Origin of the sequence: Microbacterium sp. P26 (genome assembly GCF_023712585.1) — a bacterium.
Lineage (GTDB): Bacteria > Actinomycetota > Actinomycetes > Actinomycetales > Microbacteriaceae > Microbacterium > Microbacterium algihabitans_A.
On record NZ_JAMAXZ010000007.1, the window covers coordinates 193,477 to 217,197 of the forward strand.

The 23,721-nt window shown below is 70.3% G+C and carries 24 protein-coding genes and 1 tRNA gene; 15 read left to right on the forward strand and 10 right to left on the reverse strand.

Features of this window, described 5'->3' with window-relative positions; translation table 11 throughout:
* Positions 1–7 precede the first annotated feature (7 nt).
* The 5 genes from deoC to M3667_RS14080 all read left to right on the forward strand — a co-directional run bounded on the left by deoC (position 8) and on the right by M3667_RS14080 (position 4,270).
* The gene (deoC, locus tag M3667_RS14060) at positions 8–679 is read left to right on the forward strand and encodes a deoxyribose-phosphate aldolase (protein ID WP_144833040.1); all 672 of its coding nucleotides are present in this window, start codon (positions 8–10) and stop codon (positions 677–679) included.
* A 66-nt stretch (positions 680–745) separates the two neighbouring features.
* Positions 746–818 (forward strand) — tRNA-Thr (locus tag M3667_RS14065).
* A 153-nt stretch (positions 819–971) separates the two neighbouring features.
* Complete coding sequence (locus M3667_RS14070; RefSeq protein WP_251508872.1) at positions 972–1,367, forward strand: hypothetical protein; 396 nt, start codon at positions 972–974, stop codon at positions 1,365–1,367.
* Positions 1,368–1,442: 75 nt separating this feature from the next.
* Entirely contained in the window at positions 1,443–3,695 is a 2,253-nt protein-coding gene (locus M3667_RS14075; protein WP_251508874.1) for an efflux RND transporter permease subunit, read from the forward strand.
* The gene (locus M3667_RS14080) at positions 3,692–4,270 is read left to right on the forward strand and encodes an isochorismatase family protein (protein ID WP_251508876.1); all 579 of its coding nucleotides are present in this window, start codon (positions 3,692–3,694) and stop codon (positions 4,268–4,270) included. Before M3667_RS14075 ends, M3667_RS14080 begins: the two co-directional genes overlap by 4 nt.
* A 6-nt stretch (positions 4,271–4,276) precedes the next feature.
* Here M3667_RS14080 and M3667_RS14085 read toward each other — a convergent pair whose 3' ends face one another.
* From M3667_RS14085 to M3667_RS14095, 3 genes are all read right to left on the reverse strand, one after another.
* On the reverse strand, positions 4,277–5,383 hold the full coding sequence (locus tag M3667_RS14085; RefSeq protein WP_251508878.1) for a PAS domain-containing sensor histidine kinase: 1,107 nt from the start codon (positions 5,381–5,383) through the stop codon (positions 4,277–4,279).
* Between the two features lie 121 nt (positions 5,384–5,504).
* Entirely contained in the window at positions 5,505–7,091 is a 1,587-nt protein-coding gene (locus tag M3667_RS14090) for a molybdopterin-dependent oxidoreductase (RefSeq protein ID WP_251508880.1), read from the reverse strand.
* 42 nt (positions 7,092–7,133) lie between these two features.
* On the reverse strand, positions 7,134–8,072 hold the full coding sequence (locus tag M3667_RS14095) for a DMT family transporter (protein ID WP_251508883.1): 939 nt from the start codon (positions 8,070–8,072) through the stop codon (positions 7,134–7,136).
* A gap of 80 nt (positions 8,073–8,152) precedes the next feature.
* On the opposite strand from M3667_RS14095, the gene M3667_RS14100 reads away from it, so the two are divergent.
* Entirely contained in the window at positions 8,153–8,635 is a 483-nt protein-coding gene (locus M3667_RS14100) for an Lrp/AsnC family transcriptional regulator (RefSeq protein ID WP_251508885.1), read from the forward strand.
* A gap of 21 nt (positions 8,636–8,656) precedes the next feature.
* Here the strand turns inward: M3667_RS14100 and M3667_RS14105 are convergent, their stop codons facing one another.
* The 5 genes from M3667_RS14105 to M3667_RS14125 form a co-directional block, all read right to left on the reverse strand.
* A complete protein-coding gene (locus M3667_RS14105; RefSeq protein ID WP_251508887.1) occupies positions 8,657–9,496 on the reverse strand; it encodes a hypothetical protein in 840 nt (279 codons plus the stop codon).
* 53 nt (positions 9,497–9,549) lie between these two features.
* The gene (locus M3667_RS14110; RefSeq protein ID WP_251508889.1) at positions 9,550–9,747 is read right to left on the reverse strand and encodes a hypothetical protein; all 198 of its coding nucleotides are present in this window, start codon (positions 9,745–9,747) and stop codon (positions 9,550–9,552) included.
* Between the two features lie 95 nt (positions 9,748–9,842).
* On the reverse strand, positions 9,843–10,883 hold the full coding sequence (locus M3667_RS14115) for an aldo/keto reductase (protein ID WP_251508891.1): 1,041 nt from the start codon (positions 10,881–10,883) through the stop codon (positions 9,843–9,845).
* 35 nt (positions 10,884–10,918) lie between these two features.
* Positions 10,919–11,956 carry a methionine synthase gene (locus tag M3667_RS14120; RefSeq protein WP_251508893.1) on the reverse strand — a complete coding sequence of 346 codons (1,038 nt, stop codon included), beginning with the start codon at positions 11,954–11,956 and terminating at the stop codon, positions 10,919–10,921.
* A 20-nt stretch (positions 11,957–11,976) separates the two neighbouring features.
* The gene (locus M3667_RS14125; protein WP_251508895.1) at positions 11,977–12,963 is read right to left on the reverse strand and encodes a putative oxygenase MesX; all 987 of its coding nucleotides are present in this window, start codon (positions 12,961–12,963) and stop codon (positions 11,977–11,979) included.
* A gap of 116 nt (positions 12,964–13,079) precedes the next feature.
* Here M3667_RS14125 and M3667_RS14130 point away from each other — a divergent pair, with 116 nt between their 5' ends.
* The 9 genes from M3667_RS14130 to M3667_RS14170 all read left to right on the forward strand — a co-directional run bounded on the left by M3667_RS14130 (position 13,080) and on the right by M3667_RS14170 (position 23,059).
* The gene (locus tag M3667_RS14130; RefSeq protein WP_251508897.1) at positions 13,080–14,021 is read left to right on the forward strand and encodes a LysR family transcriptional regulator; all 942 of its coding nucleotides are present in this window, start codon (positions 13,080–13,082) and stop codon (positions 14,019–14,021) included.
* A gap of 218 nt (positions 14,022–14,239) precedes the next feature.
* Positions 14,240–15,544: an extracellular solute-binding protein gene (locus M3667_RS14135; RefSeq protein WP_251508899.1), complete on the forward strand. Its 1,305-nt coding sequence runs from the start codon at positions 14,240–14,242 to the stop codon at positions 15,542–15,544.
* Positions 15,545–15,551: 7 nt separating this feature from the next.
* Entirely contained in the window at positions 15,552–16,472 is a 921-nt protein-coding gene (locus M3667_RS14140; protein ID WP_251508901.1) for a carbohydrate ABC transporter permease, read from the forward strand.
* Entirely contained in the window at positions 16,469–17,389 is a 921-nt protein-coding gene (locus M3667_RS14145) for a carbohydrate ABC transporter permease (protein WP_251508903.1), read from the forward strand. Before M3667_RS14140 ends, M3667_RS14145 begins: the two co-directional genes overlap by 4 nt.
* Positions 17,386–18,630, forward strand: a complete 1,245-nt coding sequence (locus M3667_RS14150) for an ROK family transcriptional regulator (protein ID WP_251508905.1) — start codon at positions 17,386–17,388, stop codon at positions 18,628–18,630. The genes M3667_RS14145 and M3667_RS14150 overlap by 4 nt, the downstream gene beginning before the upstream one ends.
* A complete protein-coding gene (locus tag M3667_RS14155; RefSeq protein WP_251508908.1) occupies positions 18,627–20,156 on the forward strand; it encodes a GMC oxidoreductase in 1,530 nt (509 codons plus the stop codon). Before M3667_RS14150 ends, M3667_RS14155 begins: the two co-directional genes overlap by 4 nt.
* 32 nt (positions 20,157–20,188) lie before the next feature.
* A complete protein-coding gene (locus tag M3667_RS14160) occupies positions 20,189–20,803 on the forward strand; it encodes a nucleoside deaminase (protein WP_251508910.1) in 615 nt (204 codons plus the stop codon).
* Complete coding sequence (locus tag M3667_RS14165; protein WP_251508913.1) at positions 20,800–21,753, forward strand: sugar phosphate isomerase/epimerase; 954 nt, start codon at positions 20,800–20,802, stop codon at positions 21,751–21,753. The genes M3667_RS14160 and M3667_RS14165 overlap by 4 nt, the downstream gene beginning before the upstream one ends.
* Positions 21,754–21,865: 112 nt before the next feature.
* A complete protein-coding gene (locus M3667_RS14170) occupies positions 21,866–23,059 on the forward strand; it encodes a low temperature requirement protein A (RefSeq protein ID WP_251508915.1) in 1,194 nt (397 codons plus the stop codon).
* A 75-nt stretch (positions 23,060–23,134) separates the two neighbouring features.
* Here M3667_RS14170 and M3667_RS14175 read toward each other — a convergent pair whose 3' ends face one another.
* Both M3667_RS14175 and M3667_RS14180 read right to left on the reverse strand, forming a co-directional pair.
* Positions 23,135–23,524: a type II toxin-antitoxin system PemK/MazF family toxin gene (locus M3667_RS14175; RefSeq protein ID WP_308196469.1), complete on the reverse strand. Its 390-nt coding sequence runs from the start codon at positions 23,522–23,524 to the stop codon at positions 23,135–23,137.
* Positions 23,449–23,706, reverse strand: a complete 258-nt coding sequence (locus tag M3667_RS14180) for a hypothetical protein (RefSeq protein WP_251508917.1) — start codon at positions 23,704–23,706, stop codon at positions 23,449–23,451. The genes M3667_RS14175 and M3667_RS14180 overlap by 76 nt, the downstream gene beginning before the upstream one ends.
* Positions 23,707–23,721: the final 15 nt, after the last annotated feature.

The following is a 23,721-nucleotide window of genomic DNA, read 5'->3' on the forward strand; positions in this document are numbered from 1 at the left end:
GACCCCTATGACCGCGCCCATCGCCGACCTGGCGAGCTACATCGACCACACCCTGCTCAAGCCCGAGGCCACCCGCGCCGACGTCGAGCGCCTCATCGCCGAGGGCGCCGAGCTCGGAACCTACAGCGTGTGCATCTCGCCCTCGTTCCTGCCCGTCGACCTGCCGGCGGGACTCAAGCTCGCCGTCGTCTGCGGCTTCCCGAGCGGCAAGCACCACGCCGAGGTCAAGGCCGCCGAGGCCGCCCTCTCGGTCGCCCAGGGCGCCGACGAGATCGACATGGTCATCGACGTGGGTGCGGCCATCGCGGGCTCCTACGACGTGGTCGAGGCCGAGATCCGCGCCGTGCGCACGGCAGCTCCGGCGCCCACGGTGCTGAAGGTCATCATCGAGTCCGCCGCGCTCAGCGACGAGGCCATCGTCGCCGTGTGCGAGGCGGCGGTCGCCGCCGGTGCCGATTTCGTCAAGACCTCCACCGGGTTCCACCCCGCCGGCGGCGCCAGCGTCCACGCCGTGGAGCTCATGAAGCGCACCGTCGGCGATCGCGCCGAGGTCAAGGCATCCGGCGGGGTGCGCACCCGCGCCGCCGCCGAAGAGATGATCGCGGCGGGAGCCACGCGCCTCGGTCTGTCGTCGAGCCGCGACATCCTCGCGGACCGCTCGGCGACCGGCGACTACTGACCCGCGTACCGCGAGGCCCGCTGGAGCATGTAAGATCGATGATCGTGCACGCGACAGCGCGCACGTGCCGCCTTAGCTCAGACGGCAGAGCGATTCACTCGTAATGAATAGGTCAAGGGTTCGATTCCCTTAGGCGGCTCCGAAGGCCCTCACCCGCTTCCACCGGGTGGGGGCCTTTTTGCATCGCGCGCGACGAGCAGGGGGTCGGTGGCGGCGGCCGATAGGCTGAGGAGCGCCTCGTTCCGCGCTCGCGCGACGGCGTCTTTCCGCCCGCTACCCCGCAGGAGCCCCCGTGTCGAACGCCCTCGATGCCGTCATCGAGATCTTCACGTGGGTGGGCCTCGGCGGTGGTCTGCTCCTCGCTTTCGCGGCGGTGTTCCTCTTCCTCGCCGACGGCACGTGGCTGCCCGCACGCGCCGTCGTGGAGCACGTCGAGGGTGGGCGCGTCGTGCGGTGGTTCGACGACGACGGCGGGGTCAACGAGGCGCCGCTGTCCGCGCACGACGACACCAAGGTCGGGGCCGCGGACATGACCGACATCTTCTATCGCCGGGGGAGTGCGCATCGCATGCGCCTGACGAAGTCGTCGCCGCTCGTGCGGTTCGTCTCGTTGCTGGCGGCCGGGGTGCTCTCGCTCGGGACCATCGCGTTCGTGATCTCGATCGTGCTGCTTTTCGCGCGCGGGTGATCCGTCGCCGGCTCACGCGCGGCGTGGGGAGATCGGACTTGACGAGCAGACCATATCGCTAGATAAGCTAGCGATATGCCCGACGCTCCCGCGCCCACTCGCCGCCGTTCACGCCGACTCGACGATCGACCGACGGTGTCGCGCTGGCTCCGCGTCGGCATCCCGAGCCTTCTCGTGCTCCTCTGGGTGGTGGGCGGCTCGATCGGCGGACCGTTCTTCGGCAAGGTCGACCAGGTCGCCACCAACGACCAGTCGTCGTTCCTTCCCCAGTCGGCGGATGCCACCCGGGTCAGCGAGCGCCTGACCGACTTCGTCGGCAGCGACACGATTCCGGCCATCGTCGTGGCCGCGTCCGCCGACGGCAGCGCCCTGACCGACGCCCAGGTGACCGACCTGCAGACCCTCGCCACCGACATCGCGGGTCTCGACGGCGTCAGCGGAGAGGCGTCGCCACCTGTGGTCTCGGACGACGGGCAGGCCGCGCAGATCTTCGTGGCCATCGACAGCTCCGGTGAGGTGCGCGACGTCGTCGAGCAGGTGCGCGAGAAGGTGTCCGCCGAGGCGCCCGCCGGTGTCGACGCGTGGGTCACGGGCCCCGCCGGCTTCACCGCCGATCTCGCCAAGGGCTTCCTCGGCATCGACGGACTGCTGCTCGGTGTCGCGTTGATGGCGGTGTTCGTCATCCTCGTGATCGTCTACCGGTCGCCGCTGCTGCCGGTGCTCGTGCTGCTGACCTCGGTGTTCGCCCTGTGCGTGGCGCTGCTGACCGTCTGGTGGCTCGCCTACGCGGGCATCGTGGTGCTCAACGGCCAGGTCCAGGGCATTTTGTTCATCCTCGTGATCGGTGCCGCGACCGACTACGCACTGCTTTACACCGCACGGTTCCGCGAGGCGATCGGCGAAGGTCGCAGGAGATGGGATGCCACGACCCGGGCCTGGCGCGGAGCGTTCGAACCCATCCTGGCCTCGGGTGGCACGGTCATCGCGGGCCTGCTCTGCCTGCTCCTGTCGGATCTGGCGACCAACCGGGCGCTCGGCCCGATCGCCTCGATCGGCATCGCCTTCGCGGTGCTGTCGGCGCTGACCTTCCTTCCGGCCCTGCTCGCCCTGGTGGGTCGTGCGGCGTTCTGGCCCTTCCTGCCCAAGCCGGGCACCACCGCCCTGCCCGACGACCTCACGCAGCCCGCCAAGGGCCTGTGGCCGCGGCAGGCACGTTTCGTCGCGCGCCGGGCCCGCCCGGTCTGGATCGTGTGCACGCTCGTGCTCCTGGCCGCGTGCGTCGGGGTGACGCAGCTCCGGGCCGACGGCGTGCCCGCGAGCGACCTGGTGCTGGGGGCGTCCGAGGCGCGCGACGGCCAGGCCGCGCTCGCCGAGCACTTCCCGGGCGGGTCGGGAAGCCCCGCGTACGTGCTGGTCCCCGAAGCGCAGGCGGCTCAGGCCGTCGAGGTGCTCGACGGAGCGACGGGGGTCGACGCCTTGGCCGTGCTCAGCGGCGACGCGCCCGGCGGCCAGTCGCCGGTGAGCGTCGTCGACGGCGCCCTGCAGACCACGGCGTTCGGCCCTCCCGGCACGCCGGCCCCCGCGCCCACCGTCTCGAGCGGCGACGTGCTGCTCGCGGCGACGCTTTCGGACACCGCGGATTCGCCCGCCGCCGACGAGGCCGTGCGGCAGCTGCGCGTCGATCTCACCGACCGGCTCGGTGAGGGCACGGCCCTGGTCGGCGGCGTCACGGCCACCGACATCGACTCCATCGACACGTCCATCCGCGACCGTTCGCTGATCATTCCGATCGTCCTCGTGGTGATCCTGCTCATCCTGATGGCGCTGCTGCGCTCGATCGTGGCTCCGCTGCTGCTGATGGGAACGGTGGTGGTGTCGTTCGGGGCCGCTCTCGGCGTCAGCGCGCTGGTCTTCGACGGCGTCTTCGGCTTCCCGGGCGCCGATCCCGCCGTCCCCCTGTACGGCTTCGTCTTCCTCGTCGCGCTCGGGGTGGATTACAACATCTTCCTGATGTCGCGCGTGCGGGAGGAGTCGCTCGCGCACGGCACCCGCGCGGGCATTCTGCGCGGTCTGGTCGCCACCGGCGGCGTCATCACCTCGGCGGGGCTCGTGCTGGCGGCCACGTTCGCGGCCCTCGGCGTCATCCCGATCCTCTTCCTCGCGCAGATCGCCTTCATCGTCGCCTTCGGCGTGCTGCTCGACACCTTCGTGGTGCGCTCGTTGCTCGTGCCCGCCCTCGCGTACGACCTCGGTCGACGCATCTGGTGGCCCTCGAAGCTCGGCCGGCAGGAGCGGGCGGATGCCGACGCGCCTAGGCTCGAGGCATGACCCGGGCCCTGTTCATCGTCGACGTCCAGAACGACTTCACCGAGCACGGCGCCCTGGGCGTCGAGGGAGGCGACGCGGTCGCCGAGCGCGTCTCGCGCTTCCTCGAGCGTCATGCGGGGGAGTACTCCGTGATCGTCGCCTCGCGCGACTGGCATCACGGCGACGACGACAACGGCGGGCACTTCTCGTCGACCCCCGATTTCGTCGACTCGTGGCCCGTGCACTGCGTCGGTGGCACCCCTGGCGCCGACTACGACGAGTTCTTCGACACCTCGCGCGTCACGCACCACCTCAAGAAAGGGCAGGGCAAGCCCGCCTACTCTCTCTTCGAGGGAGTGTCCGACCAGGGCGAGACCGCCGCGCAGATCCTCGAGGCCCACGGCATCCGCGACATCGATCTCGCGGGCATCGCGACCGACTACTGCGTGCGCGCCTCGGCCCTCGACGCGCTGGCGGCCGGTCGCGGGGTGCGGGTGTTCACCGACCTGATCGCGGGGGTGCACCCCGACTCGAGCGCTGCAGCTCTCGCCGAGCTCGAGGCGGCCGGTGCGCGGCTGACCCGCTCGGCGGAGTGAGTTCGACTACACGCACCCGGTCGGGTCGTCGTCGTCGACGCGGGGGATCGAGAGGGTCACCGTGGTGCCCTCGCTGGATGCGCTGACGATGCGCAGCCGGCCGCCGTGGGCGTTGGCCACGCGTTGCACGCTGGCGAGTCCGATGCCCTGACCGCCGTCGCCCTTCGCGGCGTAGCGGCCGCGTTCGCCGTCGTCGGTGATCACGGAAAGGTCGTCGGGGTGGATGCCGCGGCCGGTGTCGCGCACGCGTACGGTGGCCCCTTCGTCGGTCTCGAACACCGCCACTTCGATCTGGTCGTCGGAGTACTTGGCCGCGTTCTCGAGCACGTTCGCGACGGCGCGGCGCAGGCCCAGAACGTCGCCGCAGATCGGGACGGGATCCATCTGCGCGTAGACGACGCGCTCGGAGGCGGCTCCGGGGAGCACGAGGGCGACGGCACCGCGGGCCACGAGATCCAAGGTGGCGCGGTGGCGACCACGCGCCGACTCCGGGTTAACGTTGGCCATAAGCGCCTCGGCCATCGCGACGATGTGGTCGCTGGCCTCGCCCGCCAGCTGCAAGAGACGGTTGTCGTCGCCGACCTGCTCACCGATGAGGTCGAGGTATCCGCGCAGCGCCGTCACGGGGGAGAGCAGGTCGTGGGCGAAGGTGCGCTGCAGCGCGACCCGCTCATCGGCCGCCTTCTTCTCGCCGGTCAGGTCGCGCACGATCTTGACGAATCCGAGCACCTGGCCCTGGTCGCTGCGGATCGCCGAGATCGTGACGCGGGCCCAGAACTCGGAGCCGTCGCTGCGCACGCGCCAGCCGGTGTCTTCGACGTGGCCGTCGCGCTGTGCGGCGGCGAGCAGGGAGTCGGGCACCCCGCGTCGGCGGTCTTCTTCACGGTAGAAGCGCGAGAAGTGCGATCCGAGGATCTCGTCTTCGCGGTAGCCTTTGATGCGCTCCGCACCGAGGTTCCAGCCGCGGACGAACCCGCCGCTGTCGAGTTTGACGATTGCGAAGAGGTCGACCTGCTCGTCCCAGTCCTGCGGGATCGCGCGTCGGATGCTCGTCAACGGGTGCGCCGGATCGACTCCGGGCGCGACGGGCGGAGTCGGGGGTTCTTCGGGCACGCTGCTCATCGGACGGCGCGGGCGCGGGTCGGGATACTCGCTGAAGCCATGCCTCGATCATGGCCCTCGGGAGGGGCGGACCGACAGCGATTGACATTCGCCGAACCGGTCCGCTCCCTTGTCACGAGACGGTGACGAGGGTGCGCTGCCAGCCGCTCGAGCCGTCGGGGGCGATGGGCGCCTGGTCCTGGATCTGCACGTTGCCCTGCGAGTCGGTCGCCCGAACCGCGATGTAGTGCGCGCCGGCCTCGGCGGTCCAGTCGAACTTCCACTGCACCCACGACTGGGCGTTGATGGGCGTCGAGAGCTGCGTCTCCTGCCATTCGCCGTTGTCGATGCTGACCTCGACCTTCTCCACGCCGACCGGCTGGGCCCAGGCCATGCCGGCCACGACCACGGGTCCTGCGGCGATCGGCGTGCCGATCTTGGGAGTGTCCACGCGCGACGACATCTTGATCGGCGCCTGCGCGGCGTACCCGCGAGGGGTCCAGTAGGCCTCGTCCTTGTCGAAGCGCGTGACGGTGAGCTTGGTGACCCATTTCGTCGCCGAGACGTAGCCGTACAGTCCCGGAACGACCATGCGCACGGGGAACCCGTGCTCGAAGGGCAGCGGTTCGCCGTTCATGGCCACCGCGAAGATCGCGTCGAGGTTGTCGTCGGTGAGCGAAGACAGGGGAGTGGATGCCGTGAAGCCGTCCACGCTCTCGGAGAGCACCATGTCGGCATCCGCCTGCACGCCCGCCATCCGCAGCACGTCGCGGATCGGCAGGCCCGTCCAGATCGCGTTGCCGACGAGGTCTCCGCCGACCTCGTTCGACACGCACGTGAGGGTCACGCCGTACTCGTCGAGGCCCATGCCCACGAGGTCGTCGAAGCTGAGCTCGATGGGGTTGTCGACCATGCCCTCGATCGACAGGCGCCACGTGGTGGGGTCGACGTTGGGAACACTGAGCGCGGTGTCGACGCGGTAGAAGTCGCTGTTGGGGGTGATGATCGGGCTGAGGCCGTCGATCTCCCAGTTGGCGCCCTCGGGGACGGTGACGGTCGATCGCGCGGCCGGCAGACGCAGGGCGTCGCGAGCGGCGGCGACCGACGAGGTCGCTGCGTTCAGCACACGCGCGCCCACTCCGACGACGACGGCGCCGACGGCGGTGAGGCCGGTGAAGAGGAGGAAGTGGCGGCGGTCGGTGCCCGTGGCCTCGATGTTCTGAGCGGTGGCGGCCGACACCCAGCGACGCAGGCGGACCATGGCGAGCATCAGTACGAGGACGCCGGCGATGGTGCCGACGATCGGGGGCAGCCAGCTGAGGGCGCCGGCTCCGGTGCGCGTGACGATGGCGGCGGTGGCGAGGATTCCGCCGATGCCGAGCAGCACGACCCCGACGAAGCGGAAGCGGTATTCGAGGACACCGGCGACGGCGGCCGCCACGGCGGCGCCGAGCCCGACGCCGGCGAGGAGGGCGATCTTGTCGCTTTCGCCGAACAGGGTGATCGCGAGCTCTTTCAGGGGGCGCGGGACGATGTCGACGATGAACGAGCCGACCGCGAGGATCGGGCTCGCCGAGCGGGCGACCAGTGCCGCGAGGGCCTCCGCGACGGCGAGCAGGGCCGCCGCCGATACGATTCCGGCGAGGGCGGCCCAGATCCAGGCGTGGGGGCGGCGCAGCGACGTCTTCCGGTCGGTCTTCGCCGTGGTGTCGGTGGTCATGGCATCCCTCATTCCTGGCCGTCGCGCACGCGTGACGAGGCCTCACACCTCATTCGGAGCGGAAGGGGAAACGGATGCCGTGGGGGTGAGTGCGAAGAGGGCGACGCCCGACACGATGAGGGCCAGGGCGAGGGCGAGACCCGCGGTGATCGGCTCCCCGAGCAGGGGGACCGCCACGACCGCCGTGAGCACGGGGCTGAGCGCGCCGGCGGCCGCGGGGATGCTGCTGCCGAGGTTCTTCACCGCCACGACGTAGCAGGCGGTCGAGAGCAGGCCTGTGCCGATGCCCTGCACGAGGGCGTAGCCGCCGAGGGCGCGCAGGTCGATGAAGCCCGAGAACAGGTGCGACGGCAGGGCGCCGGTCGCGGCGAGCACGGCGGCGCCGATCAGCGAACTGAGCGAGACGACGACGATCACCCCGATGGGGTCGAGGCGCGTGCGAGCGAGCCCCACCGTGTACGCCGCCCACACGAACCCCGCGGCCAGCAACACGACGATGCCTCCGGGGCCGGCCGACCCGCCCGTGAAGACCGCGCTGGCGGCGACGCCCGCGACGATGGCAGCGAGGGCGAGGGCCCGACGGCGGGGGATGCCGCGCCGGCTGCGCGCGAAGAGCAGGAGCGTGACGAACAGGGGCACCGTCCCGGGCACCAGCAGGCCGGTCAGCGCGGCGGAGGTGAGGTGGGCGCCCCACGCGAACAGCAGGTAGTGGGGGAGGCCGGCGAGCACGACCAGTGCGACGACGAGCGCCCGCTCCCGGCGGAGAACGCGGAGGGTGCGGGGGATCCAGGGCGACAGGACGAGCGCGGGCACCGCGAAACGCACGATCGCGGCATCCGCCATCGTCAGTCCTGCTCCCTCGAGGGCCCGAGCCGACAGGGCGAACGACGACCAGAGCGCGACGACCGCGGCCACGGCCGCGAGGCCGATCACGGTGGTGCGAGCGAGCGCGGAGCGGCGCGGGAGGGCGAACGTGGTCACTCGCCGAGCGTAGGGATTCGCCGGTGGCAGGCGCTTGCGAAAGTTGCCCGAGAATCGTCGATGTTGGCAGAATCTGCCCTATGGCGGCTCTCGATGGCATCGACAAGCGAATCTTGCACGAACTGCAGCAGAACGGCCGTCTCACGAACCAGGAGCTGGCGGATCGCGTCGGCCTCTCGCCCTCGCCGTGCCTGCGGCGCGTGCGCCACCTCGAACAGCAAGGGGTGATCGAGGGCTATCGCGCCGTCGTCGCCCCGAAGGTCGTCGGGCTGAGCATCACCGCGTTCGTGCGACTGCGCCTGGCGACGCACGAGGGCGCGACGGTGGATGCCGTGGAGCAGCGCCTGCGCGCGATCCCGCACATCGTCGAGGCGCACCTGCTGGCCGGTGACTGGGACTACCTCGTGCGGATCGTCACGCCGAGCTTCGCGGAGTACGAGCGCCTGCTGCGCGAGCACCTGCGGGCGATCCCGTCGCTGGCCTCGATCGACACGACCTTCGCCTTCGCCGAGACGAAGCCTCTCTCGCCGCTTCCGCTCGGCGAGGAGACCGCGCGCCGCTGAGCGGATCGACCGGACGCTCGATCAGGAGAGGAACGCCACCGGCAGGTCGGCGATCGGGAGACCCGAGGCGGCGATCTCGCGTTCGATCGCCGCGTGGTGTTCGACGGGGGCGGCGAGCTGCACCTTCTCGATCCCGTCGGTGGGCGTCCCGCCCCCGCCGAGGAAGAGCGCCGTGGCTCCATGGGTGTCGATGAGCCGGGTGAGCAGGTCGTGGTAGCGCTGTGCCTCGCCGGGGCCGACGACCACGCCCAGCTGCGGGCCGCTCACCTCCACGGGAGTGCCGGGGTCGACGCCCGCGGCCGTCCGCAGCGCGTCAGCACCGGCGACGAGAGGGAGAAGGCGGTCCGCCGTCTCGCGGCCGTCGATCGTCGAGACGGCGAAGCGTGCGTCGTCCCAGATCGCGGCCTGCACGGCTTCACCGGGAGCCAGTCGGCCGATCTCGGTCACGACCGGGGCGGGATCGAACCCGACGTCAGGACACCCGCTCTCGGCCTCGCCCGCGAACGAGACGTGCGTGTCGGCGACGGTGACGATGTCGAAACCCCACGACACGGCATCCGGATACTCCGACGAGCACGCGAGGCGCCACACCTCGTCGAGGTCGTCATCGGAGACGGTCACCGAGAGGTACGCGTGCGGGTGGACGAACAACGGCGCCTCGACCCAGCGTTCGCTCTGCACGTCGGTCACCCCGGGGATCGACGCGACCTGCGCGCTGAGTGCGTCGAAGGCGGGGTCGGAGCGCGGGAAGCGCGTCTCGTCGGCCATCAGGCCGAACATCATCACGCCCCCGCCGAGAACGGCGATCGCCGCCGTCGCAGCGGCGACGACGGCGATGCGGGACCGCAGGCTCCTCGGCATCCGTCGACCTCCTCACCCGGAGGGTACGAGGGTCGCGTGAACGCTGGGAGAACTCAGCGCGTGTTCGTGCGGTTGCCGCGCTGCTTGCTCATCTTCGCGATCACCTTGCGGCGGATCTTCTGCACCTTCGGGTCTTTCCAGACCCGGTAGGCGACCGTCCCCGCGGCGGCGGCGCGCCCGATGGCCGTGCGGGCGATGACGGCCCCCGCGAGGGCGACCGCTCCGGTCCCGATCCAACGTCCGACTCCCATGGTGACTCCTCTGCTCGCGTCGTGAGGTGTCCACCCCACACGATCGAGCAGCGGATGCCGTGCCGCTTGCGTCACCGCGGGCGATGTGCCTGCGCTCAGCGGACGGCGGCGCCCACGGGGGCGGCGAACGGCTCCAGGGCGGCGATGACGTCGTCGGAGAGCGTGGCCTTGCTCGCGTGCACCGCGTCGTCGACCTGGCTCGGACGCGAGGCGCCGATGATCGCGGTGGTGACCACGGGGTCGCGCAGCACCCACGCCACCGCCAGTTGCGGGATCGACAGTCCCGCCTCGCGGGCGACGCCCTCGATGCCGCGGATGCGCTCGAGGTAGTCGTCGGTGAGGGCGCTGCCGTCGAGGAAGCGGCTGTCGGCGGCGCGCGAGTCGGCCGGCACGGTGCCGTCGAGGTACTTGGCCGTCAGCAGCCCCTGAGCGAGGGGTGAGAACACCGCGCTGCCGACGCCGAGGTCGCGCAGCGTGGGGAACAGGTCGGCCTCGGGTGTGCGGTCGAAGAGCGAGTACCGCGGCTGGTGCACGAACAGGCGCACGCCCTCGGCGGCGAGCAGCTCATGCGCGCGGCGGGTGAGCTCGGCGGGGTAGTTCGAGATGCCGACGTAGAGCGCCTTGCCGCTGCGCACGATGTCTGCGAGGGCGGTGACCGTCTCTTCGATGGGCGTCTCGGGGTCGACGCGGTGCGAGTAGAACACGTCGACGTAGTCGGTGCGCATGCGGGTCAGGCTCTGCTCGAGCGAGCGCATCAGGTACTTGCGGGATCCGCCGTCGCCGTAGGGGCCGGGCCACATGTCGTAGCCGGCCTTCGTCGAGAGGAACAGCTCGTCGCGGTAGGGGCGCAGGTGGCTGTCGAGCACGGTGCCGAAGGTCGACTCGGCGGCGCCGTAGGGCGGGCCGTAGTTGTTGGCGAGGTCGACGTGCACGACCCCGCGGTCGAACGCGTGCAGGAGGATCTCGCGCTGCGAGTCGAGCGTGCGGCCGCTGCCGAAGTTCTGCCACAGACCGAGCGAGATGCGGGGCAGACGGATGCCGCTGGCACCCGCCCGCGCGAACGGGACGTCGTCGTAGCGTGCGGTCGACGCGGAGAAGGCGGAGGTCAGGCGGGGGTCATCGGCAGCGATGGGCATGGACCGACTCTGCCACGGATGACCCCGCTCGCGCGTCAGGCCGGGACGCGCGCCCGTTCGTCGCGCAGGACGCGGGCGCCGGCGGACAGCGCGCTCATCTTGTCGAACGCGACCTGGCGCGGCAGGGGGGCCATGCCGCAGTTCGAGCTCGCGATCAGCTTGTCGGCGTCGACGAACTCCAGGGCGCGGCGCAGGGTGTCGGCGACCTCGTCGGGCGTCTCGATGTCGTGGCCGGCCACGTCGACGGCGCCGAGCATGACCTTCTTGCCGCGGATGAGCTCGATCACATCGATCGGCACGTGCGAGTTGTGGCTCTCGAGCGACACGATGTCGATGCTCGAGCTCTGCAGCAACGGGAACGACTGCTCGTACTGGCGCCATTCCGCTCCGAGCGTGGCCTTCCAGTCGGTGTTGGCCTTGATGCCGTAGCCGTAGCAGATGTGCACGGCCGTCTCGGCGCGCAGGCCCTCGACCGCGCGCTCGAGGGCGGCGATACCCCAGTCCTTCGTCTCGTCGAAGAAGACGTTGAACGCCGGCTCGTCGAACTGGATGATGTCGACGCCCACCGCCTCGAGCTCCTTGGCCTCCTGGTTGAGGATGGTCGCGAACTCCCAGGCGAGCTTCTCGCGGCTGCGGTAGTGGCGATCGGCGAGGGTGTCGATCATGGTCATCGGGCCGGGGAGGGCCCACTTGATCGGGCGATCCGTCTGTTGCCGCAGGAAAGCGGCATCCGCGACGAACACCGGCTGGCGACGGCTGACCGCGCCGACCACGGTGGGCACGCTCGCGTCGTAGCGGTCGCGGATGCGCACCGTCTCGCGGTTCTCGAAGTCGACGCCCTCGAGGTGCTCGATGAAGGTCGTGACGAAGTGCTGACGCGTCTGCTCGCCGTCGCTGACGATGTCGAGGCCGCGGCGCTCCTGCTCCTGGACGGCGGCGCGCAGGGCGTCGCGCTTGCCCTCGGCGAGGGTGTCGCCCTCGAGCTCCCAGGGCGACCACAGCACCTCGGGGCGGGCGAGCCACGAGGGCTTGGGGAGGCTGCCGACGAGGGCGGTGGGGATCAACGAGTTCACGGTGGGGGTCTCCGGGGGAGTCATCGGGTCGGGAGGGCGTCGGCGACGAGCCAGGCGTCGAGCACGGCGCGGTGCGGGGTCACGAAGTGCTCCTCGGTGTACCGCCCCTGCGTGATGCCCAGGCGGCTGCGCTCCTCGCGGTCGTAGGCGATGTCGGTGCGCGTGAAGTCGTCGTGCTCGAGGGTCGGGCGGAAGACCTCGCCGGCGGGGGAGTGGGCGTTGTAGATCTCGGGCCGGTAGATCTTCTGGAACGTCTCCATCGTGGCGATCGTGCCGGCCAGCTGCAGGTCGGAGTAGTCGGCGAGCAGGTCGCCCTCGAAGTAGAAGGCCAGGGGAGCGACGCTGCCGTGCGGCATGAAGTAGCGCACCTGCAGGCCCATCTTGCCGAAGTACTCGTCGGTGAGGCTGAAGCTGTCCTGCTCGTATTCGAAGCCGAGCACGGGGTGCTCGACGCCGGTGCGGCGGTAGGTGCGGCTCGTCGAGACGCTGATGCACACGACGGGCGACTGCGTGTAGCGCTCGCGGTAGGCGGTGGAGCCCAGGAAGTGCTGGAAGAGCTTGCCGTGCAGGATGCCGAAGTCCTCGGGCAGGGTGAAGGGTCCGCCGTCCGCGTTGGCCGCCGGCAGCAGCACGCTGAAGTCGTAGTCGCGCAGGTACGACGAGAAGTTGTTGCCGACGATGCCCTGGTGGCGCTCGCCGGTGGCGGTGTCGATGACGTGGATGTCGAGCACCTCGAGCAGGGGGAACTCGCGGTCAGCCCCGGCGTCGTCGTCGAACTGCAGGTGGGCCGAAACGATGTCGAGCTCGACGCGGTACGTGTCCGCGCCGCCGCCGACGAGGTCGTTCACGCGGCGGTCGATCATCGCGAGGGCGTTGCGCAGGTTCTGCTGACGGTGCTCGCCCCGGGCGAGGTTGGCGAAGTTGGTGGTGATCCGCGAGCTGCTCGACGGCGCGTAGTCCTCGTCGAAGCGGGTGGTGGAGATGCGGAACGTGATGCCGTTCGCCATGACAAGCCAATCGAGAAGGGCCGGGTGGGCCGTGCGGTGATCGTTCCTTCATGGTGCGCTTCGACTGGAGTCATCGGGTAATTCCATTCAACTATGCGGAGGTATAGCCTTCGACTATGGCAAGGCGGTCGAGCGGCATCACCCTGCAGCAGTTGCAGTACTTCATCGAGGTCGCGGCCGAGGGCTCGATCAGCGCGGCAGCCGATCTGCTGTTCGTCGCGCAACCCACGATGTCGGCGGCGATGCGCGACCTCGAGACGCGCGTCGGTCGCGACCTGCTCACCCGCTCCGCGCGCGGGGTCACGCTGACCGTCGACGGTGTGGAGTTCCTCGGCTACGCCCGTCAGGTCGTCGAGCAGGCCGAGCTGCTCGAGCAGCGCTACCTCGGTCGCCCGCCCTCGCGCCGCCTGCTCGGCGTCTCGGCGCAGCACTACTCGTTCGTCGTGGACGCGTTCGTGCGCATGGTGAAGGCGACGGATGCCGCGGAGTACGAGTTCTCCCTGCGCGAGACCCGCACCTTCGACATCATCGAAGACGTGCGCACCCTGCGCAGTGAGATCGGCGTGCTCTTCCGCAACGACTTCAACCGCAACGTGCTCGACAAGCTGCTGCGGGATTCGGGGCTCGCCTTCCATCCGCTCTTCCGCGCCGAACCGCACATCTTCGTCTCGCGGCGCAATCCCCTCGCCGGTCGCGAGCGTGCGAGTCTCGACGACCTCGCCGACCTACCGCGCCTGACCTTCGACCAGGGCGCGAACAACTCGTTCTACTTCGCCGAGGAGATCCTCTCGACCCTGTCGAGCCGCCAGGAGATCCGCGTCTCGGATCGCGCCACGATCTTCAACCTCATGATCGGCCTCGACGGCTACACGATCTCGACCGGCATCATCAGCGACGACCTCGACCCCGAGATCGTCGCCGTGCCCCTCGAGGTCGACGAGCGCATCGAGATCGGCTGGATCGGTCGCACGGCCATCCCCCTCACCGAGCAGGCGCAGCGCTACCTCGCCGAGATGCGCGCCGTGGTGGCGGAGTTCGGGGTCGAGCTGATCGGCTGAGGGCCGTGTCCTGCGGGTCGAGAGGGGCGACCGGATGCCGAGGTCGGTGGCGTCCGAATATCGCTACATCCGCCGAAATTATCCTTCACGGTCGTGTCACGCTGCGGAAACGCCTCGTCCCTACTTTCGAGTCGAGCACCTCCACCCTATTTCGCTACTTCTACGCATTAATCGGCCTCCCCGAAGCGGCTGAGCGTACGAATCAGATCGGAGCCACCGTGTCCTTCCTCCCCTCACCCACCGCGCGCAAAGCCGTCGTCGGCCTCGCCGTCGTGGCATCCGCCACCGTCCTGCTGGCGGGGTGCGGTCGCGCCGACACCGCCGCCCCCGCCGCCTCGGCGGTCTCGATCGACGACGGGCCGGCCACCGGCACCGTGCAGCTGTGGGCCCCCGACGGAGACGCCAAGGCGCTGTCGACGGTGCTCGCCCCGTTCGAGGCGGCGAACCCCGATCTCGACGTCGAGATCACCCTGATCCCCTCGAGCGACTACAACACCAAACTGCAGGCGGCGCTCGCCTCGGGCACCGGCCCCGACATCGCGCAGGTCTACACCGAGGCGCAGACGCAGTTCACCGACGGGGGAGACTTCGCGCCCGTTCCCGACGGCCTCGTGGACCCGGCCGCGTTCTTCCCCGGATCGTGGGAGGCCGGGGTCATCGACGGCGTCGCCTATTCGGTGCCGTGGTACGCCTACACCTACGCCCTCGTCTACCGCGCCGACCTCGCGAAGGCGGCGGGCGTGACCGCTCCGACCCAGTGGAGCGAGCTGTCGGGGTTCCTCAAGGGCCTGCAGAGCGCGGGTGCGGTCAAGGGCCTCGGCGCCGACGTCGGCTGGGACAGCTACAACGGCCAGGACCTCGCGCAGTACGTCTGGCAGGCGGGCGGAGACCTGCTCTCGGCCGACGGCAGCGCCTGGACGCTCGACACCCCCGAGATGATCGACGCGATCCGCTACAACGCCTCGTTCTTCACCGAGGGCACGGCCGACACCTCGGGTCCCGGATTCCTCGACGCACAGCCCTCCTTCGTCGAGGGCAAGACCGCGTCGATGTTCACCGGCCCCTGGGTCATCGGCCAGCTCGACGCCGTCGCCGGCACCGACGGGTGGACCGCGGCCAACGTCGCCACCGCGCCCGTCCCCGGCGGTGCGAGCGGCAGCATCGGAGCCGTCGCCGGCGGAAGCTGGGGCGTCCTCGCCAACAGCGACAACGCCGACGCGTCGTGGAAGGTCATCCGCGATCTGGCGGCCCCCGAGACGCAGGTCGCGCAGTTCAGCGCCATCGCCTCGCTCCCGGCCGTGCAGGCGGCGTGGAAGGACCCGGCGATCGCGAGCCAGCCGCTCCTCGACGCCTTCTTCACGCAGCTGCAGACCGCGCGCAACTACCCGCAGAACAGCACGTGGCCGCAGATCGCGACGCACATGGGCACGGTCATGGAGTCGGTCGCCAAGGGTGCCGAGACGCCCGAGGCCGCGGCATCCGACATCCAGGCCTTCGCCGAGAACCTCGGCACGGGGAAGTGAGACGCCCATGACCTCGTCGTCGACCCTGGGGACGCCGCGCGCGACGCGGCGGCCCCGGGGGCGGCGCCAGACCGGCGCCGCCTGGCTCTTCCTCGCTCCCTTCGCGGTGCTGTTCGTCCTGTTCACCGCGATCCCCGCCATCTCCGCCCTGGCCTTCAGCCTGACCGACATGCACGGCCGCGACCTTCGCGACCCGTTCTCGGTCAACCTCGTCTTCTTCGACAACTACCTCCGCCTCTTCGCCGACGAGCGCTTCGTCCGCGACATCGGCAACACCGTGCTCTTCGTGGTCGTGGGAGTCCCGCTCACCATGGCCGTGGGCTTCGTGCTCGCGCTCGCCCTGAACACCGGCATCCGGCACCTGCGGGGAACCTTCCGCGCCGTCTTCTTCGCGCCGGTCGTGACGAACATCGTCGCCGTCGCGCTCATCTGGCAGTACGCCTTCAACGCCAACGGCACCGTGAACGAGGTGCTCGCGGCGATCGGCTTCGCCGGGCCCAACTGGCTCGACGACCCGAACCTCGCCATGCCGGTCGTGATCCTGCTGGGTGTCTGGCGCAACTTCGGCACCGCGATGATCCTCTTCCTCGCGGGTCTTCAGGCCGTGCCCGAAGACGTGCACGAGGCGGCCGCGCTCGACGGGGCGAACGGGTGGCGGCGACTGCGCCTGATCACCGTGCCGCTGCTCATGCCGACCATCCTGCTCGTGTCGGTGCTGCTGACCGTCTTCTACCTGCAGGTGTTCGACGAGCCGTATCTGCTCACGAACGGCGGACCGCTCGGATCGACCGAGTCGCTCGCGCTGTACACGTTCAACCAATTCGGGTTCGGCAACTTCGGCACCTCGTCGGCCGCCTCCGTCATCATCCTGCTGCTCGTCGCGATCGTCAGCGTCGTGCAATTCCGTCTGCTGAGGCCCCGCACATGACACTCCTGCGCACCCCCGAACGCTCCTCGCTCGCGCCGTCGGCGGAGTCCGGCACCGCTCCCGTGCCCGCGACGCCCGAGTCGCCGCGCCGCGCCCCGCGCCGCCTCCCCGCGATCGCCCTGTACGGCGCCCTCGCGCTCGCCGCAGTGCTGACGCTGCTGCCGTTCGCGTGGGTCGTCAGCGGATCGTTGCGCTCGCTCGACGAGATCCGCTCCGACCCAGGTGCCTGGCTGCCCAGTGCTCCGACGCTCGACAACTTCGTGCGCCTGTTCACCGGCGAGGGGTTCGCGGTCTACCTCGTGAACAGCCTGGTGGTCGCGGCGATCGTCGTGGTGGGCAACATCGTCACCGCCTCGCTCGCGGGCTACGCCCTGTCGAAGTTCGAGTTCCGCGGCAAGAAGCTCGCGTTCGGTGCGGTACTGGCGGCGCTCATGGTGCCCTACACCGCGGTGTTCGTGCCGCAGTTCGTCGTCACCGTGAACCTCGGTCTGATCGACACGCTGGCCGGCATCGCGGGGCCGAGCATCACCCTTCCCCTGTCGATCTTCATCATGCGCCAGTACGCCTCGTCGGTGCCCGACGAGCTGCTCGAGGCCGCCCGGCTCGACGGGGCGGGCGAATTCCGCACGTTCTTCCGCGTGTTCCTCCCGCTCGCGGGGCCCGCGGTCGCGACGATCACGATCATGTCCTTCCTCAATTCGTGGAACAACTTCATCTGGCCGCTCATCGTCGCCCAGAGCACGCGCACCTACACGCTGCCGGTGGGGCTCGCCGCCACCAACAAGGCGGCCGCGAACCTCACCGACTACGGGCTCAGCCTGGCCGGTGCGCTCGTGGTCATGCTGCCGGTGCTGGTGCTGTTCCTCTTCCTGCAGCGCTACTTCGTGCAGGGCATCGCCGCGACGGGCATCCGGTGAGCGGCCGCGTCCCCGCCGCCGCGGGCCGTTCGACGCGGCGGATGCCGATGCGCGGCGTCGATCCGAGCGCGCTGCGCCGGCTGAACACCTCGGTGACGCTGCGCGCGCTGGCCATCGAGTCCGACCCCGTGTCGATGTCGGCCCTCGCCGAGGTGACGGGCCTGTCGCGCCGGACGATCGAGCTGATCCTCGACGACCTCGTGTCGGCGGGGTGGGTCGTAGAACTCGAGCGCGTTCCGACCAGCGGAGGGGCGGGCCGGCCGCCGCGCCGGTTCGAACTGCGGGCCGAGCACTCGGTGCTGGTCGCGGTGCGCGTGACGACGCTCGACGCCACCGCCGTGATCGCCGACGCGCGCGGACGCATCCTCGGCCGTGCGCACGACGCCCTCACCGACTACCTCGACCCCGCGGAGAGCCTCGACCTCACCGCACGCCTCGTCCATGATGCGCTCGCCGACGCCGGAGTCCCGGCCGACCGACTGCGAGCGGGAGCGATCGCCGCCGGTGGAGCCATCGACGAGAACGGCGTGATCCGCCGCCTCGTGCACGCCGAACCGTGGGTGGGCGTCGACCTTCCGGCCGAGCTCGCCCGCCGCGTGCCGGTGGCGTGGTTCGCCGACAACGACGCCAACCTCGGCGCCCTGGCGGAGCAGTGGCGGGGAGCCGCGCGCGATCACCGCGACATCGTGTGGGCGATCCTCGGCAACCGCACCGGTCTCGGCACGCTCATCCGCGGCGCCGTGCACCGCGGCTTCCGCGGAGCGGCGGGCGAGATCGTCGAGGCTGCGCAGCTCGACGCCCAGTCGTTCGCCGACCGGCCGATCGGCTACCTCACCTCGCCCCACGACGAGGAACGCCTCCTCGCGGCCGACGTACTCGACCGGGCGCGCGCGGGCGCCGACGATGCGGTCGCGGAGGTCGACGCTTTCGTTCAGCACGTCGCAGCGATCCTCACGACCCTGTCGTGGACGATCGCCCCCTCTCTCATCGTGCTCGGCGGGGGCCTCGAGGCCGGTGCCGACCTGCTGCTGCCGCGCCTGCGCGCCGCGCTCGCCGAGGCACGCGCCCCCGACATCGAACTGCGCGCAAGCACCATCGGCCCCGACGGCCCGCTGATCGGTGCCCTGCGCTTCGTGCTCGACCGCATGGACACCGAACTCTTCGGCCCCGTCCTCCCCGCGGCATCCGACCATCAGACGTCGTCCGCCGCACCCCGCACCCCCCAGGAGCAGAACGCATGACCCCCACCAGCCACCCCGACGTCCTCATCGTGGGCAGCGGCATCATGGGCGCCATCGTCGCCCGTCTGCTGCGGCAGCACGACGCCGGAGCGCGCATCGTCATGATCGACGGCGGCAGTCCCATCGGCGACACCCCGGGCCTGCACCTTCACGACGTCGCCGATCCCGAGCTGTGGGACCGCTACAACGAGCGGGTGTCCTCCGGCATCCAGGGCATGTACACCGGCGCGGAGGTCGTGCGCGAGGTGGCTCCGGATGCCGCCGACCTGACGCCCGGCATGTTCCACGCCCTGGCGCTCGGCGAAGACGCCGACGCCATGCCCGCGAGCGCCCTCGCGTGGAACGCCGGGGGAATGGGCATCCACTGGACGGCGGCGACTCCCTGGCCCTCCGGGTTCGAGACGTTCGCCGGGGAAGGGGACGACGCGTGGGCGGCGGATCTCGCGACCGCGCGCGAGGCGCTGGGGGTCGCCCCCGTCGCGTTCCCGCCGACGGCGCCCGGCGCGATCGTGCTCGACGTGCTGCGCGGTCTCTTCGCGGGGGTCGGATCCGACGACCGACGCCCGCAGCCGATGCCGATGGCCGTGCACCGCGCGGCGAACGGCTCGCTCGCGCGTACCGGGCCGGCGACGATCTTCCCGCCGATCGGCGGGGTGGACGATGCGGACTTCTCGCTGATGACCGGGAGCCTGGCGACGCGTCTGCTCCTCGACGACGACTCCCGACGCGTCCTGGGCGCACGCGTGCGCGACGTCGCCACCGGCATCGAGAGCGACCTCTTCGCCCACGCCGTTATCGTCTGCGCCGACGCCGTGCGCACCCCGCAGTTGCTCTTCGCCTCCGGCATCCGCCCCGATGCCCTGGGCCGCTACCTCAACGAGCACGCCTTCCTGACCGGTCGCGTACTCCTGGACCTCGACGCGTTCGGCCTCGAGCTGGCCGACCTGCCGCCGCTGCAGCCGGGGGAGTTCTGCACAGACTCGCTGTGGCTGCCGCACAACGGTGCAGACCAGCCGCTGCACGGCCAGATCATGAACACCACATACGCGGATGCCGCGGGCGAACCCCTCGCCTACTCGGTGGGCGTCTCGCTCTACACGCCCGTGGAATCGCGGCCCGAGAACCGGCTGGCGTTCTCGGACACCGAGGTCGACGTGTTCGGCATGCCGCGGGTCACGTTCGACTTCTCGTACTCCGAGCGCGATCTCGCCCACATCGACGGCGCTCGGGCGCAGCTGCAACGCATCGCCGAGAAGCTCGGCCCCTTCGACCCCGCCACGGAGTCGGCCCTGCTCGAGCCCGGATCGTCCCTGCACCTGACCGGGACCGTCCGCTCGGGCGAGACCGACGACGGCGCGAGTGTGTGCGACCCCGAGGGGCGCGTGTGGGGCTGGCAGAACCTCTTCGTCGCCGGGAACGGGGCCATCCCCACCCCCGTCGTGGCCAATGCCACGTTGACCGGCGCGATCACGGCCGTCCGCGCCGCCCGCGCGCTCAGCCGTCTCACGGCGCCCGCTTCGCTCTGACACCCGCCTCACCCTCCCGAAAGAAGGACTCCATGCACCTCGCCACCCGTGCGACCTCGTATCGCATCGACCTGCCCGCGTGGATCGACGACGAGCTCGCCGACGTCCCCGACGTCATCCCTGACCGCGCCGACCGCATGCGCCTCGTGCACCGCCTGGCCGCGCGGAACTTCCGTGAGGGCAACGGCGGTCCGTTCGCAGCCCTCGTCGCCGAGACCGCCACGGGGCGGATCGTCTCGGTGGGGGTCAACGTCGTGCTGGCCAGCAACGTCTCGAGCGGTCACGCCGAGGTCACCGCGCTGGGCCTCGCGCAGACCGCGCTGGCGTCGTGGGACCTCGGGGGAGAGGGGATGCCGAGACACGAGCTGGTCGTCAACTGGCGCCCCTGCATCCAGTGCTACGGCGCCACGATGTGGTCGGGCGTGCGGACGCTCGTCGTGGCCGGCGACGGACCCGAGCTCGAGCAGATCACGACGTTCGACGAGGGGCCGCTGACGGCCGACTGGGCAGCGGAGTTCGAGGCGCGCGGGATCGAGGTCGTTCAGGACGTGCTGCGCGACGAGGCCCTCCAGGTCTTCCGCGACTACCGAGCAATGGTGGACGCCGGCGGGGCCCTGGTCTACAACGCCCGGGGCGGTGCCGAATGAGCGTCCGTGCCGACCGCATCGCGCTCAACCCGATCCAGTGGGCGAACGTCAAGGCCGACCCGAGCGACCCCGACAGCGACGATCTGTGGTTGTTCGCGGATCCCGCATTCCGCTCCGACTATCCCGGCATCCTGCGCGCGATCCGCGAGGCCGGCTTCGCGGCGGTGATGATGGAGGTGCTCGACACCCAGACCCTGCAGGACTACGCGCGCATGGTCGCGGATGCCGGGCTCACCCTGGCCCCCGGCTACGCGAGCATCGCCGTGCCCGAGGACCACGGCGTCACCCTCGCTGCGGGGAGTGCCGAGGAGGTGCGCTGGTTCGACGGCATCCGTCGCAAGGCCGAGGAGTCGAACTTCTTCGGCCTCGACACCGTCTTCCTCGCCCCCGAGATGTCGTGGGGCGACACCGCGGTGCGGAACAACGTGAGCGTCGCCGTCGGAGCGGGCTTCGATGCGGGCCGCCTCGACCGCGTGATCGACATGATCGGTCGTTCCGCCGAGGTGCTGCGGGCCGAGGGTGTGCGCGCCGGTCTGCACAACCACATCGGAACGTGGATCGAGACCGAGCACGAGATCGAGCGCACCCTCGCGGCGATCCCCGCCGATCTGCTCGGAGCGTCGTTCGATATCGGGCACCTGGCCTGGGCCGGCATCGACCCGGTCGAGATGGTGCGCCGCCATGCCGATCGCGTGCTCGACCTGCACCTGAAAGACCTCGACCTGTCGGTCGCCGAACGCTCGCGCCTGACTCCCACGCCGTATCGAGCGGCGACCGATGCCGGGATCTTCCTCGAACCCGGTCTCGGCGATCTCGACCTGGATGCCGTGCTGGCGGCGCTCCCCGCGGAGTGGGCGGGCTGGACGATCATCGAGGTCGACCGCGCGAGCATGGACCCGATCGCGAGCGCCGCGGTCAGCTGGGAGTGGACGGCGGCGCGCTTGCGGTGAGACGCGTGTCGCGCCCTCGGTCGCGCTGACGGCGAGGATCGCGGTCTCGAGCCCACCGGACGCAACTGTCGGAGATCCGTCGGTGCGCGACGCGTCGGTGCCAGGATGAGGCATGGCATTCGGGATGGCCCGCGACGTGTTGCGCCCCACGGACTCCTCGCGCGCGGACCGGGTGACGTACGTCGAGCTGTTCTTCGACTTGATGTTCGTTTTCGCGCTGACGCAGTTGTCCGCCTACCTCTTCGAGAACCAGACTCCGCTCGGCGCTTTCGAGGGCGTCATCATGGTGTGCGCGCTGTGGTGGGCGTGGGTGTCGACCACCTGGGTGACCAATTGGCTCGACCCCGTGAAGCTTCCCGTGCGCGGAGCGGTCGTCGCTCTGGGCTTCGTCGCGCTCGTGATGAGCGTCTCGATCGCGGAGGCGTTCGGTGATCGAGCGTGGGCGTTCGCTGTGGCGTACGTCGTCCTGCAGATCGGGCGTACGGGATTCATCGTGTGGGCGACCGTTCGTCACGACCGGCGGGTGGCGCATGATTTCGCTCTGATCCTCGGGTGGACCGTCGTCGGCGGTGCCCTCTGGATCGTCGGTGCCGTGCTGCCGCCCGGCGGGCAGTTGCCGTTGTGGACCGCGGCTCTCGCTCTCGAACTGCTCGGCACGATCCTGGGGTACCCGATACCGGGTCGAGGAAAAGTGCTGTTGCAATCGTGGGACCTGTCCGGTCCCCACATCGCGGAGCGGACGGCGCTGTTCGTCCTCATCGCCGTCGGCGAGGGGTTGCTCGTCACCGGCCTCGCGTTCGTCGAGAAGGAGTCGTCCGCGTCTTCGGTGGCGTCGCTGGTGACGGCGTTCGTCGCCGCCGCGGCGGCGTGGTGGATCTACTTCGATCACGGCGAGCGCGTCGGCGCGGAGGCAATCGAGGCGTCGGACGAACCTGGGCGACTGGCGCGCACGGCCTACACCTGGGTGCATCTTCCGATCATCGGCGGGATCGTGTTGCTGAGTGTGGGCGATAAGGAGATGCTGTCGCACCCCGACCAGCGAAGTGCCGCCGCGACGATCGTCATCGTCGGCGGGCCCCTCCTCTTTCTCGCCGGAACCGTGCTGTTCCGGCGGACCCTTGAGCGGCGGTGGCCGCGAGCTCAGCTTCTCGGACTCGTGGGTCTGGCCGTGCTGGCGGGGGCGGCCCTCTTCCTCCCGTTCTTCGACGCGCTCGGGCTGTCGATCGCGGCCGCGGTTCTCCTCGCCGGTGTGGCGGCGGCCGAGACTGTCGAGCGAATGCGTCGTGGGCGCAGAGCGGGGGGCTGATCGGGCGTCCGCCGCTGTCGTCGGCGCGTACGGTCGCGGCGGCACGGTGCGCTGAGCTGGCCGGCGATTCTCGGGTTAGAGCTCGATGTCGTAGTAGCGGACGATGACGGCCATCAGTGCGCGATAGTCGTCGCGGGGGAGCAGTTCCACGAGCTCGCCGACGTAGTTCTCGTCGATCGACCGGATCTGATCGATCAGCAGGCGTGTGGTGTCGCCGAGAATCTCGACCTCTGGGCGCACGACAGATGACTGTGCGCTTTTCGAGGTGGGGACGACCGTAACCACCGGGAGGCCGATGTCGGAGGGTGAGATGACGACGCCGTACCGTTTGCCGCCCTGCTCATGTCCGCGCGGTTGGCCGAGGTCGATCTGATAGATCCCTCCGCGAATCACCAGGCGTCGTCTTCGTCGTTCAGATCTTCGTCGGTCAGCGTCGCAGCCTCGCGGCGCAGCTGGTCTTCCCACTGCTCCTGTTGGACGCGCCGGATCCCACGCCGGAGCACGTCGGTGACGCCCGATCGACTGTCTTTCATCAGCTCGACCAGGATGCGGGCGTCTTCGGCGTTGACTCTCATGGTCACGCCGGCGCTTTGCGACTTGCCCTCGATGACATCGAGGAGTCGCTGCTCAGGGGTGACGGTGGCCATGGAGCAAGTGTAGTA